This window comes from Nocardia carnea (assembly GCF_029868325.1).
GTDB lineage: Bacteria > Actinomycetota > Actinomycetes > Mycobacteriales > Mycobacteriaceae > Nocardia > Nocardia carnea_C.
On the sequence record NZ_JARWNW010000167.1, the window covers coordinates 1 to 20,559 of the forward strand.

General features: G+C 69.6%; 16 protein-coding genes and 1 pseudogene. 1 reads left to right on the plus strand and 16 read right to left on the minus strand.

Features of this window, described 5'->3' with window-relative positions; all coding sequences use genetic code 11:
* The 14 genes and pseudogenes from QH196_RS13060 to QH196_RS13125 all read right to left on the minus strand — a co-directional run.
* Window positions 1-369: pseudogene (locus QH196_RS13060) on the minus strand (cell division protein SepF); the annotation flags it as partial.
* A gap of 187 nt (window positions 370-556) precedes the next feature.
* Complete coding sequence (locus tag QH196_RS13065) at window positions 557-1,258, minus strand: YggS family pyridoxal phosphate-dependent enzyme (RefSeq protein WP_280416052.1); 702 nt, start codon at window positions 1,256-1,258, stop codon at window positions 557-559.
* Window positions 1,259-1,569: 311 nt separating this feature from the next.
* Window positions 1,570-2,298, minus strand: a complete 729-nt coding sequence (gene pgeF, locus QH196_RS13070; protein WP_280416043.1) for a peptidoglycan editing factor PgeF — start codon at window positions 2,296-2,298, stop codon at window positions 1,570-1,572.
* A 370-nt stretch (window positions 2,299-2,668) separates the two neighbouring features.
* Complete coding sequence (gene ftsZ, locus QH196_RS13075) at window positions 2,669-3,961, minus strand: cell division protein FtsZ (RefSeq protein ID WP_280416044.1); 1,293 nt, start codon at window positions 3,959-3,961, stop codon at window positions 2,669-2,671.
* A gap of 385 nt (window positions 3,962-4,346) precedes the next feature.
* Complete coding sequence (locus tag QH196_RS13080; protein ID WP_280416045.1) at window positions 4,347-5,039, minus strand: cell division protein FtsQ/DivIB; 693 nt, start codon at window positions 5,037-5,039, stop codon at window positions 4,347-4,349.
* A 6-nt stretch (window positions 5,040-5,045) separates the two neighbouring features.
* Complete coding sequence (gene murC, locus QH196_RS13085; protein ID WP_280416053.1) at window positions 5,046-6,485, minus strand: UDP-N-acetylmuramate--L-alanine ligase; 1,440 nt, start codon at window positions 6,483-6,485, stop codon at window positions 5,046-5,048.
* A gap of 68 nt (window positions 6,486-6,553) precedes the next feature.
* Window positions 6,554-7,648 carry an undecaprenyldiphospho-muramoylpentapeptide beta-N-acetylglucosaminyltransferase gene (gene murG / locus QH196_RS13090; RefSeq protein WP_280416054.1) on the minus strand — a complete coding sequence of 365 codons (1,095 nt, stop codon included), beginning with the start codon at window positions 7,646-7,648 and terminating at the stop codon, window positions 6,554-6,556.
* 77 nt (window positions 7,649-7,725) lie between these two features.
* A complete protein-coding gene (gene ftsW / locus QH196_RS13095; protein WP_280416046.1) occupies window positions 7,726-9,159 on the minus strand; it encodes a putative lipid II flippase FtsW in 1,434 nt (477 codons plus the stop codon).
* Window positions 9,156-10,622 carry a UDP-N-acetylmuramoyl-L-alanine--D-glutamate ligase gene (murD, locus tag QH196_RS13100; RefSeq protein WP_280416055.1) on the minus strand — a complete coding sequence of 489 codons (1,467 nt, stop codon included), beginning with the start codon at window positions 10,620-10,622 and terminating at the stop codon, window positions 9,156-9,158. Before murD ends, ftsW begins: the two co-directional genes overlap by 4 nt.
* Before the next feature lie 49 nt (window positions 10,623-10,671).
* Window positions 10,672-11,748, minus strand: a complete 1,077-nt coding sequence (gene mraY, locus QH196_RS13105) for a phospho-N-acetylmuramoyl-pentapeptide-transferase (RefSeq protein ID WP_033245102.1) — start codon at window positions 11,746-11,748, stop codon at window positions 10,672-10,674.
* Window positions 11,745-13,295, minus strand: coding sequence for a UDP-N-acetylmuramoyl-tripeptide--D-alanyl-D-alanine ligase (locus QH196_RS13110; protein WP_280416056.1), 1,551 nt, complete (start codon window positions 13,293-13,295; stop codon window positions 11,745-11,747). Before QH196_RS13110 ends, mraY begins: the two co-directional genes overlap by 4 nt.
* 139 nt (window positions 13,296-13,434) lie before the next feature.
* Window positions 13,435-15,030, minus strand: coding sequence for a UDP-N-acetylmuramoyl-L-alanyl-D-glutamate--2,6-diaminopimelate ligase (locus QH196_RS13115; protein WP_280416047.1), 1,596 nt, complete (start codon window positions 15,028-15,030; stop codon window positions 13,435-13,437).
* 91 nt (window positions 15,031-15,121) lie between these two features.
* Window positions 15,122-16,909 carry a peptidoglycan D,D-transpeptidase FtsI family protein gene (locus tag QH196_RS13120; RefSeq protein WP_280416057.1) on the minus strand — a complete coding sequence of 596 codons (1,788 nt, stop codon included), beginning with the start codon at window positions 16,907-16,909 and terminating at the stop codon, window positions 15,122-15,124.
* A gap of 140 nt (window positions 16,910-17,049) precedes the next feature.
* Window positions 17,050-18,075 (minus strand): hypothetical protein, encoded by a 1,026-nt coding sequence (locus QH196_RS13125; protein WP_280416048.1) that lies wholly within the window; start codon window positions 18,073-18,075, stop codon window positions 17,050-17,052.
* Window positions 18,076-18,099: 24 nt separating this feature from the next.
* Here QH196_RS13125 and QH196_RS13130 point away from each other — a divergent pair, with 24 nt between their 5' ends.
* The gene (locus QH196_RS13130; RefSeq protein ID WP_280416049.1) at window positions 18,100-18,225 is read left to right on the plus strand and encodes a hypothetical protein; all 126 of its coding nucleotides are present in this window, start codon (window positions 18,100-18,102) and stop codon (window positions 18,223-18,225) included.
* Between the two features lie 85 nt (window positions 18,226-18,310).
* On the opposite strand, the gene rsmH is transcribed toward QH196_RS13130, so the two are convergent.
* A complete protein-coding gene (gene rsmH / locus QH196_RS13135) occupies window positions 18,311-19,288 on the minus strand; it encodes a 16S rRNA (cytosine(1402)-N(4))-methyltransferase RsmH (protein WP_280416050.1) in 978 nt (325 codons plus the stop codon).
* 273 nt (window positions 19,289-19,561) lie between these two features.
* On the minus strand, window positions 19,562-19,993 hold the full coding sequence (mraZ, locus tag QH196_RS13140; RefSeq protein ID WP_280416051.1) for a division/cell wall cluster transcriptional repressor MraZ: 432 nt from the start codon (window positions 19,991-19,993) through the stop codon (window positions 19,562-19,564).
* Window positions 19,994-20,559 lie beyond the last annotated feature (566 nt).

Here is a 20,559-nt window from a genome sequence, read left to right on the forward strand (position 1 = left end):
GGCCCCGCCCCCGGGCCTACCCGGGGGGGGGGGGGGGGCGTCGATCCGGGTGGGGCGGCGCGGGCCCTCGTAATCGTCGGCGTAGGTGTCGCCCGGGTAGTCGTCCCGCCGGGGCGGCGGGTAGCTGGGCTGGTACGGGGCCTTGTACGGCGCCTCACGGTAGTCGGGACCGTCGTAACGGTCCTCGGCGTACCGGTCGTAGTCCGGACGGTCGTCGTAGTCGCGGGGAGCGCGGTCGGAGTAGTCACGCGGCCGGCGCCCGCCGCGATCCTCGACCCCGCGGGGGGTGCGATCGTCGACGTAGTCGTCTTCGTAATCCTCGAGCGGAACCATGCCGAAGTACGCCTTGAACTTGTGCAGTGTGCTCATGACTGCACCTCGCTGTCCCTCGGCTCCGTCACGACCACGCTCGTGGCTGCGCCCACTACTCGCTCGCTGCGCTCGCTCATTCTGGTCGACCTTCCTTCGGCCCCGGTGGCGGCCGGGTGTTGAAGTCTTGCTCAGCCCTCGTCGTGTCCCAGCATATGTGTCGAATGTGACTGATGAGGTTTGTTTGCTACGCCGAGGTTATCGGTCGCTCCCCCATGAGGGCGGTACCGACACGCACACACGTCGATCCATGGGCAATAGCTCTTTCAAGATCATTGGACATTCCGGCGGACAGTTCCGTGGCACTGGGATGCGCGGCGCGTAACCGGCTGTGGACCTCGGCCAGCCGCGCGAATTCCGCGTCCGGATCGGCGACCAGCGGCGGAATAGCCATAATCCCCGCCAACCGCAGTTCGGCGGAGCTCGCGATCCGGTCCGCCAGCGCCGGGACACCGGCGGGTTCCACGCCGCCGCGGGCCGGGTCCGCGTCCAGGCTCACCTGGATCAGCACCTCCAGTGGCTCGGACCGCTCGCCGGCGTCCAGCGCCGCGGCGACCGCCGTCTCCAAGGCGGTCGCCAGACGTTCGCTGTCCACCGATTGGACGGCGTACGCCCAGCGCGCCACCTGCCGCGCCTTGTTCCGCTGCAACCGGCCGATCAGATGCCAGCGCAGTGGCCGTAGCTCGCGCAGATCGTCCGCTTTGGCACCGGCCTCCTGCGGCCGGTTCTCGCCGAAGTCGTGGCGGCCCAGACGATGCAGCACGGCGATATCCGAGGCCGGAAAATATTTGGTCACCGGGAGCAGGCGCACCTCGCCGGAATCACGCCCCGCGGCTGCGCACGCAGCATCGATGCGGGCGAGCAACCCGGTGAGCCGTCGGGCCAGCACATCGGTGCGGGCCGCGGTTCCCGAGTCCGGCGGCCCACTGTCCGGGACAGCGGGACCGGCGGACCGATGCCCCACCCCGGTTGTTTCCCGCGGTCCATCGCCTGGCGTGCGACCTGCCGAATCCTCCGGCCCGTGGCGTCGTGCACCGCGCGCGGCACTCCCGGTTCCGCTCATCGGCCGTCGCCGATCCGGCTTCGGCATATCGCTGCGCTCATGAATCTCCTCCTCCGCTACTCGGTCACCGGATTCGCGGCCGGCACCGCGCCCGTGCGGTGCCGGCCCCGGCAGATTTCCCGACGACGCAGCAACAGCTAGGCGGCGCGCTCCATCCAGATAACGCTGCCCAGCCGCCCGGTCGGCGCGCCGCGGCGATGGCTGAACAGGGTGGTGTCCTCGATGGTGCAGCGCGCGTCCTCGGCGACGGCGCCGACCCCGGCCGCGGTGAGCTGACGCCGGATCCCGGCACGCAGATCCAGTCCCGGTGTACCGCGCACTGTTGTCGTGGCGCTGCCGGGCAGATGCGCCTCGACGTCGGCACGCATCTCGGCGGGCACCTCGTACTGCCGGCCGCTGGCCGCCGGCCCCAGCAGCGCACCGATCCGCTCGAGTCGCGCCCCGGCCGTGACCATCGCCTCCAGCACGCGGGGCACGATCCCGATCCGCGCCCCGACCCGGCCCGCGTGGACCGCCGCGATCACACCGGCTTCGTCGTCGGAGAGCAGGATCGGCACGCAGTCGGCGGTCAGCACCACCAGCGCCAGCCCGGGCCGGGCGGTGACCAGCGCATCGGTGCCCGGCACCGGTTCGGTACGCGGGCCGTCGACCGTCGCCACGGTTCGCCCGTGGATCTGATCCATCCAGATCAGATGATCGGCGGGTAGGTCCAGGGAGGCGGCCAGACGGGCGCGGTTGCGCCGCACCGCTTCCGGGTCGTCACCGACGTGGTCGCCGAGATTGAACGAATCGTAGGGTGGCGCGGAGAAACCCCCCGCGCGCGTGGTCACTACCCGTCGAACGGTGAGTACCGGTGGCGCAGTCATGATGTCGAGCCTAATGGGCATACCGCGTGCGGCCCATTCACCGACAGCGCACGGCGAACCGAATGCGTGCGCTCGAACCGCGGCCTGCACCCGTCCGGATTACCGGCGACGGCCGGATACGCAGGCACCGGCCTCGTGAAACGTGAACACCGGCAAGGCCCGGTGTTCGTGGACGATAGGACGGGAGTCACGGACGCGGCGGGACCCCCGCTGACCGCCCGGCGCGGAGCCGGGCACGCGCAGCCCTGAACCGGCCGGACGACGACAGCGCTGGGCTCACCTCCGGGCCGGCCGGGACCGCTCGATGAAGCAGCGGGACGCCAGGTTTTTCCGGCGCCGCGCCCGACCGCACCGGAAGACAGCGGGCCCCTCAGCGACGCATGAAATCCGGGACGTCGACGTCGTCGTCATCGTCGGGCAGTTCCGGCGACGGCTGGATATGCGACCGGCTGTTGTGTGTGAGGGTCGGATCCACCGGCGGGCGGCCGCGTTCGGTATCGCGGTAGCTCGGCGCCGGGCCGCGGGCGACCGACGAACCGGTATCCGAGGACCGGAGGGACGCGGGTTCTTCGGAGTGGCTGCGGGCCGCACCGAGTTCGGCGGTACGGGAATGGCCGAGTTCGGCGCTGCGCGCGGACTGCGCGGAGATCTCCGCGGTCCGCCCGGAACCGAGCGATCCCCGGCTGCTGGCCGTATCGAAGGTGCGTCTGGTCGGGCCACCGCCGTCGAACCCGGCGGCGATAACGGTCACCCGGACCTCGTCACCGAGCGAATCGTCGATCACCGTACCGAAGATGATGTTGGCCTCGATATGGGCGGCTTCCTGCACCAGTGATGCGGCCTCGTTGATCTCGAACAGGCCGAGGTCCGAACCGCCGGCGATCGAGAGCAGAACACCGTGCGCACCGTCCATCGAGGCCTCGAGCAGCGGCGAGTTGATCGCTGCCTCGGCCGCTTTCACCGATCTGCCCTCCCCCCGGGAGGAACCGATACCCATCAGTGCGCTACCCGCGCCGGACATCACGCTCTTGACGTCGGCGAAGTCGACGTTGATCAGGCCCGGGGTGGTGATCAGATCGGTGATGCCCTGCACACCGTTGAGGAGCACCTCGTCGGCGGAACGGAAGGCGTCCATCAGGCTCACCGCCGCATCGCCGAGCTGCAGCAGCCGGTCGTTGGGGATCACGATCAGGGTGTCGCAGGATTCGCGCAGCATATTGATGCCGACCTCGGCCTGGTTACCGCGGCGTTTGCCCTCGAACGAGAACGGCCGGGTGACCACACCGATGGTCAGCGCGCCCAGTTTGCGCGCGATACTCGCGACCACGGGCGCGCCGCCGGTACCGGTACCGCCGCCCTCACCCGCGGTCACGAAGACCATATCGGCGCCCTTGAGCACCTCTTCGATCTCGTCCTTGTGATCCTCGGCGGCCTTACGGCCGACCTCCGGGTCGGCGCCGGCGCCGAGTCCCCGGGTGAGCTCACGCCCGACATCGAGCTTCACGTCGGCATCGCTCATCAGCAGTGCCTGGGCGTCGGTGTTCACCGCGATGAACTCGACACCCTTCAGGCCCTGCTCGATCATTCGGTTGACGGCGTTCACGCCGCCGCCGCCGATACCGACGACCTTGATCACGGCAAGGTAGTTGTGCGGGGGCGTCATGAGCTCTCGCCTTCCTTCGATCCAAAGTCTGTCGTTTCCGGATACCCCGTACCGGTCCGTCTGATCGCAATCCGCGAACCGTGATCCGGGCGAACCCTGAACCTCAACCATAGGGTTGGAGTTATGTCAAGTATCCGACTGGTGCCGAACGCTATTCGCCGCCGTCTCGATCCGCTCGCAGGCGCGCCGAGACGATCAGTAGTTTCTTCGGCGAACTCGCCGCCGGCCGGGCGGTGCCCGTCGTATCGTGAACGGTTGCCGTGCGGCCCACGCCCACATCGTGGTACGCCCCCGGCACCCGCGGCGGGTAATCGCCGCGGGAACCCACGGGGACGCCGCGGCGCGGCGAACCGGACAGGGTCGAACCGAACAAGATTGGTGGAACTCATTTTACCGTGACCAGACTGGGACTCGAGACGTCGAACACGGTTCCCGGACGCGTCAGCAGCGGTAGCACCACCGCCGATTTGCGTTCGCCGTCCTCGCTGCTGCCCCACAGTACAGTGCGACCGTCGCGCAGCGTCAGCGAAATATCCGAGACGGTTTCGGCGCGCACGCTGTCCACCTGCACCGTCAATTCCGGTGGCAGCACTCTCACCACGGCAATCGCCGCCCGGGTGAGTGGGTCCGCACTGCCGGGTTTCCCGGTCTCCAGTTTCGGAACTCCGATCGGCGCGGGCTCGATGGCGTACTCGATCCCGTCCGCGTCGAGCAGATGCGCCCCCTCGGGGGAGTCGTAATACAGCACCGGAGTGCGCGGTTCGATCCGCACCCGCACGGTCGACGGCAGCACCCGCTGCACACGCGCACTGCGCACCTTCGGAATGCTCGCCACCCGCTGGGCCATTGCTGCGGTATCGATCCGCAGAATCGATCCCTGGTCCGGAATCTGCAGCAATTCCCGGATCCGCTCCTCGGGGATCGCCCCCGCCCCTTCGATCCGCACCTCGCGTACCGACAGCATCGGCGAAAACCACGCCAGCGCGGCGAAGGTGAGCACCAGCGCTACCGCGGGCACCGCCCACAACCGGAAACGCCGTGACCCGAACATCCCGAATCGCCGCGTCCCGGACCGCACTCCGTGTCACCGCCCGTACTGCGGACGCGCGCGTAGTCCGTCCAGGATCTGGCTGCCGAGCATGGTGACATCCCCGGCACCCATCGTGATCACCACATCGCCGGGCTGGGCCAGACCGGCCACCTGCCGGCCCACCCGCGACATATCCGGCTGGTAGTGCACAGGTTTGCCGACGGACTGGGCGACCAGGGCGCCGTTGACACCGGGTAACGGATCCTCCCGGGCGCCGAACACATCGAGCACCACCACCTCGTCGGCGAGATCGAGTGCGGCCCCGAATTCGGCGGCGAAAGTCGCGGTGCGGCTGTACAGATGCGGCTGGAAGACCACGATCACCCGGCCGCGGCGCGACCGCGCACCGTCGCGCGCCTCCTGATCGACCAGTTCCGCGGCGGCGCCGAGCACGGCGCGGACCTCGGTGGGATGGTGGGCGTAATCGTCGAAAACGCGGACGCCGTTCTCCCGGCCCACGAACTGGAACCGGCGATGGACGCCGCCGAAACCTTCCAGTCCCTGGATGATCTCGTCGATATCGGCGCCCGCGGCCCGTGCGGCCAGCAGCGCGGCCAAGGCGTTGAGCGCCATATGCCGGCCCGGTACCGACAGCCGCAGGGTACGCGGCGCGGGTTCGCCGCTGAGCTGGAACTGGGCGATACCGCCCACATCCCGCGGCTCCCAGCTGTGCAGGCGAATCCCCACCGGAACCGGCGCATCGGGCAGATCCCCGGATCCGTAACCGAGGACCCCGACCCCGCGCTCGGCCAGCCGCGGCCCTACCCGCTCGGCCAGGGCACGGGCGCCCGGATCGTCCAGGCACACCACCAGCAGGCCGCCCGGGGCGAGCCGGTCGGTGAAATCGTCGAAAACCTGCACGTAGGCATCGTCGGAGCCGAAGAAGTCGAGATGGTCGGCTTCGATATTGGTGACCACGGCGACATCCGGGTCGTACTGCAGCAGCGATCCGTCGCTCTCGTCGGCCTCGGCGACAAAGGTATCGCCACTGCCGTGATGGGCATTGGTTCCGGCTTCGTTGAGCTCACCCCCCACCGCGAACGACGGGTCGAGACCGCAATGCTGCAGCGCGACGATGAGCATGGAGGTGGTGGAGGTTTTACCGTGCGTCCCCGAGACCAGCAGGGTGCGATGCCCGCTCATCAAGGCGGCGAGGACGGCGGGCCGCAGCAGCACCGGAATATCGCGGCGCCGGGCCTCGACCAGTTCGGGGTTGGTTTTGGGGATGGCGGCGTAGGTCGTGACCACCACCGTCGGGCCGCCGGGCAGCAGATCCAGGGCCCCGGCGTCGTGCCCGATCCGCACCTGGGCCCCACGCGCCCGCAGGGCCAGCACACCCCGGCTCTCCTTGGCATCGGAACCGGAAACCGCTCCGCCGCGCGACAACAGGATCCGCGCGATCCCCGACATCCCGGCGCCACCGATCCCGACCATATGTACCCGGAGCAGCTCCGGGGGGAGCGTGGCCGGCCCGGCGGGAACCGCCGTCACCTGATCCTCGCTCACCGGCCCGCCGCCCGCAGCACGATCCGCGCGACCTCGTCGGCGGCGTCGCGGTGACCGGCACCGGCGGCGGCGCGGCCCATCTCGGCAATGCGTGCAGGATCCGTGAGCAGCGGTATCACCTCATCGATCACATACTTCGCGGACAGTTCCGGGTCACCGACGATTCTGCCACCACCGGCGGCGACCACGGGCCGGGCATTGAGTTCCTGTTCGCCGTTTCCGTGTGGTAGCGGCACGTACACCGCAGGCAGGCCCACCGCCGACACTTCGGCGACGGTCATCGCGCCGCTACGGCAGACCACGGCGTCGGCAGCCGCATACGCCAGGTCCATCCGCGAAAGATAGGGCACCGCGACGTAGGGGGCGCGCGGATCCGGTGAGGGCACTTCGAGGGTGTTCTTCGGACCGTGTGCGTGCAGGACCGAGATACCGGCCGCGGCCAGTTGCGGCGCGGCGCCGGAGATCGCGTCGTTGATCGACCGCGCGCCCTGCGACCCGCCGAACACGAGCAGCACCGGCCCCTCGGCGGGCAACCCGAAATGGTCGCGGGCCTGCGCCCGCAATCCGGCCCGGTCCAGCGAGGTGATCGCCGACCGCACCGGGATCCCGACGACGTCCGCGTGAAGTCCCGAATCCGGGACCGCCGCGAGTACGCGCGCGGCACGGCGGGCACCGACCTTGTTCGCGATACCGGCCTTGGCATTCGCCTCGTGCACCACGACCGGCACCGCGCGCCGGCGGCGCAGTACACCAGGTCCGGCGGCCAGATACGCCGGCAGCGCGACATAGCCGCCGAATCCGACGATCACATCGGCGCCGACCGTGTCGATGATCTCCCGGGTGCGCGCTACCGAGGCCCGCACCCGGCCCGGTAGCCGCAGCAGATCCGTACTCGGTTTCCGGGGCAGCGGCACCGGCGGGATCAGTTCGAGCGGGTAGCCGCGCTCGGGAACCAGCGTCGTTTCCAGACCGCGCTGGGTACCCAGCGCGGTCACCCGGGTGCCCGGGGCCAGCCGGCGCAGCGCATCGGCCACGGCCAGGGCCGGTTCGATATGTCCCGCGGTGCCGCCGCCCGCGACGATCACCGATATCCCGTCCGCACGCGCCGCGGGATCCGCCCGGTCCGCGGCCGGCCGGGTCGAATCCTCGTGGGCGGACTGAGCTGCGCTCACCTGTACTTACCCCGTTCTCGTCCGTGTGTCACCGAATAGCTGGGTTCCCAGGCCCGCGTCGCCCGCAGCGTATCGGTACCGCGGCTGTTGGCCCGGGTGCGGGTACGCGGCCGGTCGCCGTCGCGCGGGGTCGCGCGGGCGGGTGCTCTATCGCCTGCGGCCGGCGCACCCGAACGCGACCGGGGCGAGTGGTAGATCTCCGGTTTGGGCAGGCGCAGCAGCCGGCTGACCCGGCCGTCCTGCCCGGCGTGCAAGGCGGCCACCGCCTCGGGTTCGTGCCGGGCGGCGTTGGCGATGATCCCGAACATCAGCAGGGTCAGCGCCAGCGACGAACCACCGGCCGAAACCAGCGGCAGCTGCAGGCCGGTTACCGGCAGCAGGCCGACCACGTACCCGATGTTGATGAGTGCCTGAGCGGTGATCCAGGTGGTGGCGGTGGCGGTGAGCAACCGCAGGAAAGGGTCCACCGAACGGGCCGCGATCCGCAAACCGGTGTAGACGAAGAGCGCGAACAGGCCCAGTACCAGGGCACACCCCAGGAAACCCAGTTCCTCACCGATGATGGCGAAGATGAAATCGTTGTGCGAGTTGGGCAGATAGCTCCATTTGGCCCGGCTCTGCCCCAGCCCGCGACCCCACAGCCCGCCGTCGGCGAGCGAGTACATCGCCTGGCGGGCCTGGTAGTTGACGCCCTGTGGATCGTCTCCGGGGTTGAAGAAGGCCCGCATCCGGTCGGAGCGGTAACCGGCGGACAGCGCCAGCACCAGGGCGGCGATCGCCCCGGAGGCCAGGATCGCCAGGAACAGCCGCAGCGGCAGACCGCCGAACCACAGCAGGGCCAGCAGGACGATCCCCATGGCGATGGTGGTGGACAGGTTCGGTTGCAGCACGATCAGCAGGCAGACCAGCAACCCCGCGGGCACCAAGGGAACCAGCAGGTTCTTGAGCCCACCGGGATCGTTGGCGGCCCGCGCCGCCGCGCGGCGCGAAACCAGCAGGTGCGCGCCCCAGATCACGAAGGTCACCTTCACGACCTCGGAGGGCTGGATCGAGAACAGGCCGAGGTCGATCCAGCGGCGCGCACCGTTGACGGTACTGCCCACTCCGGGGATCAGTACCAGCGCCAGTAGCAGCACCGACGCCGCGAACAGCGGAAACGATATCTGCCGCAGCCAGCGCAGCGGGATCCGCAGGGCCAGGTAGAACAGCACCGCGCCGATCACCGCGTACATGGCCTGCTGCACGAACAGCGCGTATGCCGATCCGCCGTCGGCGTAGGATTCCACGCTCGACGCCGAGAGCACCATCACCAGGCCCAGCACAGTGAGCAGGACGGCGATGGTGACCACCAGGTGGAACGAGGCGAGCGGTCGCGCCAGCCAGGCGCCGAACCGGCCGACCTGCACCTGTCGCGTACCGCGCGGTCTCATAACCGCCGCCCGAGGTCCTCGTCCTTCAGCTCCTCGACCGCGGCGGCGAAACTGCGGCCGCGGTGGGTGTAATCGGTGAACATATCCAGGGACGCCGCGGCCGGCGCCAGCAGCACCGTATCGCCCGGCCCGGCGAACGCCGCCGCCTCACGTACCGCGCGGGCCATGACCGCGTCGGCGATATCGTAAACCGGCTTACCGGTGATCGCTTCGTTCATGAGGGCCTGACCCATGCCGGAATCGTCTCGCGTATCCAGCTCCAGGACGGGGACTTCCGGCGCGTGTCGCGCCAGCGCGGCCGCGATCACGGGGGCGTCCGTGCCGAACAACACCACGGCGACCAGCCGCTCGGCCACCTCCTCCACCAGATCCTCGACGCCGGCACCCTTCAGCTGGCCACCGGCCAGCCAGACCACGTGCTGGTGACCCAGGATCGACGAACGCGCGGCATGCGGGTTGGTGGCCTTGGAATCGTCGACGAACTCGACACCGCCCAGCTCCCGCACCAGCGCCGACCGATGCGGGCCGACCTTGTGCGCCACCAGGCCCTCGCGGACGAACTGCGGCGCCACATCGATCGCCCGGGTGAGCGCGGCCGCGGCCAGTGCATCGGCGACACCGGCCGGTCCGGGTGGACTGATCTCCTTGGCCTCGGCCAGGATCGCCGCCTTGGTGAACGCGCGGTCGAGCAGTTTGCCGTCGACCACACCGAGTTCACCGTCGGCGGGCACACCGATACGGAACCCGATGGTGCGGCGGGCCTTGGACCGGCGGGCCAGCCCCGCGGCGATCGGATCGTCGAGTCCGACGACCCCGATCCGGCCCAGCAGCGCCCGCGACTTGGCGGCGGCATAGGCATCGAGTCCACCGTGCCAGTCCAGATGGTCCTCGGCCACGTTCAGCACCACACCGGCCTCCGGGCGTACCGAAGGCGCCCAGTGCAGCTGGAACGAGGACAATTCCACCGCCAGCACCTGCGGCCCCGGGCTGCGGCGCAATGCGTCCAGGATGGGCAGGCCGATGTTCCCGCAGGCCGCGCTGGGTATACCGGCGGCCCGCAGAATGGAGTGGGTCATCGCCGTGGTGGTGGTTTTGCCGTTGGTTCCGGTGATCACCAGCCATTTCCGTACCGGGCCGTAGAGCCGGGCCTGATCGACCCACCAGGCGAACTCCACATCGCCCCAGACCGGGATCCCCTCGGCCACCGCCGAGGCCAGGACCGGTGAATCCGGCCGCCAGCCCGGGCTGGTGATCACCAGCGCGAACCGCGACCAGTCGGTGTTCTCCAATTCGGGCGCCGGGGCGATATCGAGCCCCAGCTCGGCCGCCTCGGCCAGCGCGTGGGCCCCGTTGTCGGTGACGACCGGGCGGGCGCCGATATCGCGCAGCGGCGCGATCAGCGAACGACCCGACACTCCCCAGCCGGCGACCAGAACCTCCCGGCCGCGCAAGAATTCCAGCATGGGCCCCGGCGAACGCAGGGCCCGTGGTGCATGATCCTCCATCGTCAGCTCACCCGACCGCCGAGAGATATTCGCTGTAGAACAAGGCGAGTCCGGCTGCCGAGGCCATCGCGGCCAGCAACCAGAATCTGATGATCACCGTGGTCTCCGCCCATTTGCTCAGTTCGAAATGATGATGGAACGGCGCCATTTTGAACAGCCGGTTGCGGGTGGTGCGGAAGACCGCGACCTGCAGCGCCACCGACGCCGCTTCGGCGACGAACAGCGCGCCGATGACGACCATCAGCAGTTCGGTGCGGGTGGTGACGGAAATACCGGCGAGCAGGCCACCCAGCGCGAGCGAACCGGTATCGCCCATGAAGATCTTGGCGGGCGCCGCGTTCCACCACAGGAATCCGATACACGCCGCGGTACCGGCCGCGCAGACGAGCGCCAGATCCAGGGGGTCACGCACGTTGTAGCAGCCGGTCTCGGGTTTGGTCTCGCACGAGTGGTAGTACTGCCAGAACGTGATGACCACGTAGCCGCCGAGCACCAGGCTCATCGACCCGGCAGCCAGGCCGTCCAGGCCGTCGGTGAGGTTCACCGCATTCGACCAGGCCACGACGATGAAACAGATGAAGGCCAGGAACACCACCACGCTCATGGTGACGGTGTTGATATCGCGCACATAGGACAGTTGCCGGCCGGCCGGGGTGAGCCCGTTACCGCCCGGGAACTGCAACGCCAGCACACCGAACACGACCGCGGCGGTGACCTGTCCCAGATACTTACCGGCCGCCGTGAGCCCCAGATTGCGGCCCTTGCGGAGCTTGATGAAATCGTCGATGAATCCGACCACGCCCAATGCCGTGGCCAGGCCCAGCACCAGGAGCGCGGAGGCGGTGGGCCCCTCGGCGTCGTAGCCGATTCCGATCAGATGCGAACCCAGGTACCCGGCCCACATACCGATGATGATCGCGACGCCACCCATCGTGGGAGTACCCCGCTTGGACTGGTGGCTGGCCGGTCCGTCGACCCGGATCTCCTGCCCGAAGCCGCGCCGGGCGAATATCCGGATCAGCAGCGGGGTCAACAGGATCGACACCGTCAGTGCGATCGCCGCCGCGAACAAGATCTGTCTCAACGCACTGCCTCCGTGCCTGCCCCATCGGCGGCCGAGCCGCCCGGCGCCGGCGTACCGGCACCCGTGTTCTTGCTTCCCCCGGCCAGCAGCTTCTCGGCCACCGTCCACAGGCCGACCGACTGCGATGCTTTCACCAGCACCACATCACCCGCTTCGACTTCGGCGTCGAGCAGCTGTACGGCCGCTTCGATATCCGGGACGAGCACCGACTCCTCACCCCACGAGCCTTCCATGACCGCTCCCTGATGCATGCCCCGGGAGGGCCGTCCGGTACCGACCACGATCAGCCGGTCCACATCCAGGCGCACCGCCAGCCGGCCGATTCCGTCGTGTTCGACCACCGATTCCGGGCCCAGTTCGGCCATCTCCCCGAGCACCGCCCAGCTGCGGCGCGGGGTATCACCCGACCGAGCCATGGTGACCAGCGCTTTGAGCGCGGCGCGCATGGAATCGGGGTTGGCGTTGTAGGAATCGTTGATCACCGTGACCCCGGCGGCACTGGTGCGCACATCCATCCGGCGCGCCGAGACCGCGCGGGCCCCGGCGAGCGCGGCCACCAGAGTGTCGAGATCGGCACCGCATTCCAGTGCCACCGCGGCCGCCGACAGCGCGTTACCCACCTGGTGTTCGCCGTGAACGGCCAGGGTGAGGTCGCGGTCGCCCTGCGGGGTGCGCAACGTGAACGAGGCGCGCGCTTGCTCGTCGAGCGTGATCCCCTCGGCCCGGATCTGCGCCCCGGCGTTCTGCCCGACCATCAACACGCGCGCCGAAGTCCGCGTGGCCATCGCGCTGACCTGCGAATCGTCGGCATTGAGGACGGCCAGACCGGTATCGGGCAGCGCCTCCACGAGTTCACCCTTGGTTTTGGCGATCGCCTCCCGGCTGCCGAATTCCCCGAGATGGGCGGTACCGACATTGAGCACCACACCGATACTCGGGGGCGCCACCCGGGCGAGCGCGGCAATATGGCCGGGACCGCGGGCCGACATCTCCAGTACCAGGAACCGGGTATCCGGACCGGCGCGCAGCGCGGTCCACGGATGTCCGAGTTCATTGTTGAACGACCCCGGCGGCGCCACCACCGGGCCGAGTGGAGCCAGCACCGACGCCAGCAGATCCTTCGTCGAGGTCTTCCCCGAGGAACCGGTGACACCGATAACGGTCAATCCGCCCGCAGCGACCAATCGCCGCACATGGGCCGCGGCCAGCACTGCCAGCGCGCGCAGTACGGCGGCGCCGGAACCGTCGGAATCGTGTTCGAGTGCAAGCGCGTTGGTCGAGGCGGCGGATACCGGCGGGACGACGACGGCGGGAACACCGACCGGCCGGGCGGCCAGCACCGCCACGGCCCCCGCCGCAAGCGCGGTCGCCGCGAAATCGTGGCCGTCGACCCGTTCGCCGGGCAGGGCGACGAATAGACCGCCGGGACCGATACGGCGCGAATCGAATTCGACCGAACCGGTGACGACCACCTCGGGATCGTCGGCATCGTGGAGCTCACCGCCCACGATCTCGGCGACCTCCCGCAGGGTGAATCCCGCCCGGATCGGCCGGGACGAGCCGTCCGGCCCGTGGGCGTCCGGTGTCTCGGTGGGTTCCTGGTTCACCGGCCACCGCCAGAAATGTTCTCGGTCCTACGCGGTCTCCACCGGTAGCCGGTACTGCCGCGCCTCGAGGTGTTGTCGATCATGGAATAGTCAAGTCCTCCGCATTCGCACCCTGCGGACGGTCCGGCCGGGTCGACGCGATCGCCGCGGTGAGCGCCTCCCGGTCGTCGAACGGATATTTCACGCCCTGGATCTCCTGTCCAACTTCGTGTCCCTTACCAGCCACCAGCACCACATCGCCGGCGTGCGCCCAGCCGACGGCGGCCTCGATCGCCGCCGTCCGGTCGCCGATATCACGTACTTCACCGCGCTGTTCCGCGGGCACACTGTTCGCCCCCGCCACCAGCGCCGCGCGGATCGCGGCCGGATCCTCACTGCGCGGATTATCGTCGGTGACGATCAGCAGATCCGCGCCGCGCGCCGCGGCCGCACCCATCAGTCCACGTTTGCCGGTATCGCGATCGCCACCGGCACCCACCACCACCGCCAGCCGGCCCGCGCCGCCCGCGGCGGCCAGATGGGCGCGCAGGGTCGCGATCACCGATTCCACGGCGGCGGGTTTATGGGCGTAATCCACCAGGGCCAGGAAATCCTGTCCCCGATCCACCCGCTGCATCCGGCCCGGGACATCCACGGTGGCCAGCGCGGGCGCGGCGGTCGCCGGATCGACCCCGGCCGCCGCGCACACCGCGAGCGCAAGCAACCCGTTGGCGACGTTGTAGTCACCCGGCAGCCGCAACCGGACCCCCGTCTCCCCGCTGGGACCGGCCGCGGTGAATTCCTGTTCACCACCGTGCGTGCGCGCGGGCCCGGCCACCGACCAATCCGCCGGACCGGTCGTACGAACCCGCACCGGCGCGGCCAGGCCGTCGGCGAGCCGGCGCCCCCACGCATCGTCGATATTCACCACCGCGGTACGCGCCGCCACCGGCGAATCCGGCTCGAACAACCGGCGTTTGGCGGCGAAATAGTCTTCGAAATCGGCGTGGAAATCCAGATGGTCCTGCGTCAGGTTGGTGAAAGCGCCGACCGCGAATCGCACACCGTCCACCCGGCCCAGCGCCAGCGCGTGACTGGATACCTCCATCACCACCGCGTCCACGCCCTGTTCCACCATCAGCGCGAACATCGCGTGCAGCTGCGGTGCTTCGGGGGTGGTGAGCGCACTGGGTACGCGACGACCGCCGATCCGGGTCTCGATGGTGCCGATCAGTGCCGTGGAACGGCCCGCGGCGGCCAGCCCGGCCTCCACCAGATAGGAGGTGGTGGTCTTACCGGAGGTCCCGGTGATCCCGACGATCGTCAGCTGCTCCGACGGATGGCCGTAGATCGCCGCCGACAGCTCACCCAGGACTGCGCGCGGATTCTCCCGCACCACGACCGGCACCGGCAGCTCACCCGCCACCTCGGCGCCCGCGCGATCGGTCAGCACCGCGACCGCGCCGCGCGCCACCGCGTCCGCGGCGAACCGGGCGCCGTGCGCGCGTGAACCGGGTAGCGCGGCGAACAGATCACCGGGTAACACGGCGTCGGAGCGCTGCTCGATACCGGTGATCCGCAGGTCGGCGGGCACCGCCGGACCGGGGTCGGCGGCGATCGTTTCCAGCAGATCGGACAGCGGGGTCGACGGCGGCCGGGCGGGCCGCAGCACGTGCTGGCTGGACTGCGCGGGCACAGGGTTCCTCTCTGCATGATGAAGCGCGCGGATACGACGACGAGTCAGGTTACCGACGCCGCGTCCGGGCCGGGTAAGCCGGTTCGCCGAATCACGACGCCTGCAGGACGAACTGTTGTTCCGGTTGCCGCGACGGCGGTATCCGGTCGCGCTGTAACGCCCAGGAGGCGATATCGTGGAACAGCGGTGCCACCGACTGTCCACCGCCGCCGTCGGAGCTGCGTTGCGGCGCGTCCAGCATCAATCCGATCACATATCGCGGATCGTCCGCCGGTGCGATACCGGCGAAGGTGATCCAGTACGAATCGCTGGAATAGCAGCCACAGTCCGGATCCACTTTCTGCGCGGTTCCGGTCTTCCCGGCGATCCGGTATCCCTCGACCGCCGCCGCGGCCCCGGTGCCGGTCTGCACTCCGGTCGGATCGTCCTGCACCACCGACTGGAACATCGTCCGCACGGTGCGGGCGGTCTCCGGGCTCACCACCCGCACTCCTTCGGGTGCCGGTTCCTCGGTGCGCGAACCGTCCGGTGCGACCGTCGCGCGCAGGATCCGCGGCGGCACCCGCACCCCGTCGTTCGCAATGGCCTGGTACATACTCGTCATCTGCAATGTCGTCATCGAAAGGCCCTGCCCGATCGGCAGGTTCGCGAAGGTACCCCCGGACCACTGATCGCGGGCGGGCAGCAGACCCGAACTCTCCGCGGGCAGCCCGACGCCGGTCCGCCGGCCCAGGCCGAAGCGGTCGAGCATATCGGCGAATCGGTCCTCCCCGATACGCTGCGCCAGCATCAGGGTGCCGACATTGGAGGATTTCCCGAAGATCCCGGTGGTGGTGTAGGGCTCGACGCCGTGCTCCCAGGCATCGCCGACGGTCACCCCCGACATCTGGATCTTGCCGGGCACCTGGTGCACCTCGTGCGGATCGGTGAGACCGTATTCGATGGCGGCCGCGGCGGTCACCACCTTGTTCACCGAACCGGGTTCGAACGGCTGGGTCACCGAGGGGTTGTCCAGCCCTGCGGGATCCCAGTGCTCCGGTCCGAGGGCCGGGTTGAACGTATTGTCGTTGGCCATCGCCAGGACCTGGCCGGTTTTGGCGTCCAGGACCACCGCGGACCCCGATTTCGCGCCCGATCTGTCCTTGGCCTGCTGGATCTGCTGCTGCACGTAGTACTGCAGGTACGAGTCGATGGTGAGTTCGACATCGTTGCCGTCCACCGCGGGCTGGCGGTCGCGCCAGCTCCCCGGGATGACCGCGCCGTCGGACCCGCGATCGTAGGTGTAGGACCCGTCGGTACCGGCCAGTACCGAATCCAGTGCCCCCTCCAGGCCGACCCGGCCGTGCCCGTCCCATCCGGTGGCGCCGACGATATTCGCCGCCAGCGAGCCGCCCGGATATTCGCGCAGGTCCTGCCGTTCCGACCCGACCTCGGGGAACTTCGCGGTCACGATGTCGGCCTTGCGCGGATCGACATTGCGGGCCAGGTACACGAAGGGTTCGTCACTGCGTAGTTTGTCCAGCAGTTCGTTCTCGCCGGGCCCGTCCGGCCCGAGCACTTCGTGCACGGTACGCGCGATCTCCTGCAGGCGCTCATCGGGTTCGGGCGCGGTATCGTCCGCGGCCCGGGCAGCGGCGAGGTCTTTGCGCACCCGCACCGGCTGGAAGCTCAACGCCTGGGCGATCACCGTGAGTGCCAGCGATTTTCCGTGCCGGTCGGTGACGGTCCCGCGGGTGGCGGGCAGATCCTGATAGGTGGTCCGCTGTCCGGCGGCCTGCGCGGAAAGCGTGGGCGCGGAAATGGTCTGGATCCACAGCAGCTGCAACGCCACCACGGTCAGTGCGACGAGCATGATCACGCGCCCCACGCCCAGCCGCATCCGCACCGGCCCGTCCTTCTTCGCCCCGGCCCGCGAGCGTTTGGGCCGTCCGGCTGCAGCCGGGCGGCCCTTCGCGGTACCCCGGTTCACCGCGGTACGGGACTTCGGCGCGCCGCGCTCGCGTCCCGACCCGCGCCGATTCACCGCATCTCCTCCCCGGCAACCGCTCCCGGGGCCCCTGCGGGCACCCCGGCCGGAGCCGGTGGCGGTACAGCCGGGCCGCCGTCACCGGCAGCGGGGCCTTCTCCGGCGACCGGCGCGCCGGCAGGCGGCGGCACGGCCGGGGCCGAGGTGTCGTTCGAACCCACCGGAGCCGGTGGCGGTACGGCGGCCGCGCCCGGTTCGGCCGGCGGCGCCGGCACCGCGGCGCCGTCCACCGGAGCGGGGGCACCTGCCACGGGCGCGTCCGGAGCCGGGACAGCCGGAGGTACCGCCTCGGTCCCCGGGGCCGGCGCAACCGGCGCACCGGCATCGTCCGGGGCGGGGACAGCACCCGCGGGCGGCTGCCCCGGGACCGGCGCCCCGCCGGGGGCGGGCACCGGCTGTGGCTGTGGCTGTGCGGGATCCACGCCCGGGGCGGCCAGCACATTGCCGGGATCGGGATTCGCGGCGGGCACCGGCGGCGTCACGGGCACCGGAACGACCCGCTCCCCCGGATCGGCGCCGCTGGGCGGGGCCGTCCGCGGCGGCGTGTTCAGGGGCGGTGCGGGCGGGCCCTGGGCGGGTGCGGGCTCACCGATCACGGTGATCGTCCCGTCCGGTGCCACCACCAGGCGAGCGGGATCGTCGGCGGGGATCATGCCGAGTTCGCGGGCCCGGGCGGCGAGTACGGGGGCGGAATCGGCCGCGGCCACTTCCCGCTGCAGCGCCGCACGTTCGTCGGACAGCACGCGGTTGGCCTCGCGGGCGTCGCTGAGCTGGTAGCTGTCCTCGGCGGCACGCGTGGTCAGAACCAGAGTCAGCGCGAGACCACAGCCGAACATGGCCAGGATCGCGGCGACGAACGGCGCCCGCCCGGTCAGCTCCGAACCGGCCGGCGCGGCGGGCGTCGTGACCCGCTGCCGTCGGCGCTCGTAGGCCCGCTGTGCCGCACCGGATTTCACCCGCTCGGCGCTGTGTGCGCGCCGGGCCGGCCGCCCGATTTCGGTACGTGTTCCCACACTCATACCAGACACCCCCGTATCGGTGTGATGGCTCGCGACGTCCTGGCGCGTGCCGCTGTGCTGTATCCGTCCGCTGTGTCCGGCCGCTTCTCCTCCGGTACCGCCGGACACCTGCTCACGATGCGGTACATGGGTTCCGCATACACCTTGTAGTACTCGATATTTCCTTCGGGGACAATCGAATTCGATATACCCACAGGATCCGATAAGGGGCGCGCGGACGGGCGGGTGTGCCGGCTCATACCGCCTCCTGCGCAATTTTCTCCGCGGCCCGCATCCGGACCGGCGCCGCGCGCGGGTTGTCCTCGATCTCCGCGGCGCTCGCCTGTTCGGCGCCACGGGTCAGGATCCGGAACAACGGGCCCATACCGGGCAGTTCGACCGGAAGGTCCACCGGCGTCCGGGATTTCGCCCGGTCCGCCAGTTCGTGTTTGACCACGCGGTCTTCGAGCGATTGATACGACATGACGACGATCCGTCCACCGGGACACAACGCGTCCAGCGCGGCGGGCAGCGCGGCTCGCAACGATTCCAGTTCGGCGTTCACCTCCACCCGCAGAGCCTGGAAGGTGCGCTTGGCCGGATGTCCGCCGGTCCGCCGGGCAGCGGCGGGGATGGCGTCGTAGAGCAGGCTCACCAGTTCGGCACTGGTCCGGAACGGCTGCCTGGCCCGGCGACGGACGATCTCCGCCGCGATCCGGCTCGCGAAACGTTCCTCGCCATAGGTTTTCAGTACCCGGGCGAGCTCACCGTGACTGTAGGTGTTGAGCACATCGGCGGCAGTGGGACCGGTGGTGGGGTCCATCCGCATATCCAGCGGAGCATCCACCGAATAGGCGAAACCACGTTCGGCTTCGTCCAATTGCATGGACGAGACACCGAGATCCATCAACAGGCCGTGGACCGACCCGGTCGCGGGCAGTCCGGCTTCGGCGAGCGCATCGGCTATCCCGTCGTAGCGGGTGTGCACCAGAGTGATCCGGTCCTGGAAAGGCCGCAACCGTTCGGCGGCATGCGCCAGCGCGTCGGCATCCCGGTCCAGCCCTACCAGGCGCAGCGCCGGATGGGTCCGCAGGAAGTATTCGGCATGGCCCCCCAGCCCGAGGGTGGCGTCGAGATATACCGCATCCGGCCGGTCGAGCACCGGGTCGAGCAATTCCGCCGCGCGAGTGAGCAGAACGGGAACGTGTCGCGTGCCGTGCTGCTCACGGTTCACCTGGCCTCCCGGAATTGTGCCTTGCCGGCGGAACGACCGGCTGCGGGTCGTATCGGACCGTGGCGCCGACGTGGTTGCCGTCGCCGAAGCGGTGCGGAAATATGCGTGAGATGCGGCGCCGCCACCGCGACGGGGACGGCCACAGAATGTGCGACAGAAGGAAATCGGTGACCGGACGAATGCCGCGGGGTCTCTGACCGAAGCGGCACCTGGCGTCGGGGAAGTACGTCAGGGTCCGCATCCGGGCAGAGGCCGCGTGGCACTCGCCGCGGGCTAGAAGATTCCGCCCAGTGCCTCGTCTCTCGCTTGCGCGTAGTCCTCCTCGTGTTCGGCGAGGTAGGTCTCCCACGCCTGCTGGTCCCAAATCTCCAGGAAGTCCACCGAACCGATGACCGTACAGTCGCGGGTGAGGTTGGCGTACCGGCGATGTTCGGCCGACAACACGATCCGGCCTTGCGTATCCAGCCGCTGTTCGTCGGTTCCCGCCGCCAGCGCCCGGATGAATGCCCGCGCCTGTGGATTGCTCCGGGATGCCGAAGCAGCTCGCCGGGCGAGCGCACTGAACTCTTCCTTCGGATAGACGGCCAGGCTGTGGTCCTGTCCTTTGGTGACCATCAACCCTCCCGCCAGATCGTCTCGAAACTTCGCGGGCAACGTGAGTCGCCCCTTGTCGTCCAACCGAGGTGTGTAAGTACCGAGAAACAACCCCGATACCTCCTACCGGACCACCTCGAATGGTGCCGGCCGGCTGGACCGGCCGAGCGCCTTACGGCCTCTCCTGTAGTGCGCGCTCCACATTACCCCACTTTCCCCCACTTTCAATCGAAACACGGGGTGATGTGGCTCCCCGGTTCACGGATTTCGCAGGTCACCCCAGCTATCACGGGCCGAGCGAACTTTTCGCACGCTCTGCCTCCTTGCGCGCGTCCGCGGGCACAGAGTCGGACGGCGCCCGTCAACTTCCAGCAAACCCCCTGTTCACGCACCGTCACGGCGTGCGGTGGGGCGTTGTGGAGGGCTCCGGTGGGGGGAAGTGGGAAGCAGGGTCCGCGCGTTCGCCGGACCGCACCGGGAGCACGCAGACAGAGCCGGGCCGCACGGCACCGGACAAGCCGGGGGGGGCGGGGGGGCCGGCCCGCGCCGTGCGCGACGAGACCTGCGAACACCATCACGGTGGCGCCGAGGAGGCCTGCGCCGGCGATCCCGGCGGCCGAGAGGAACGTGGCCGCGAAGATTACCTGCCCGCCGCGGCGGATCGATCCGGTCCAGCC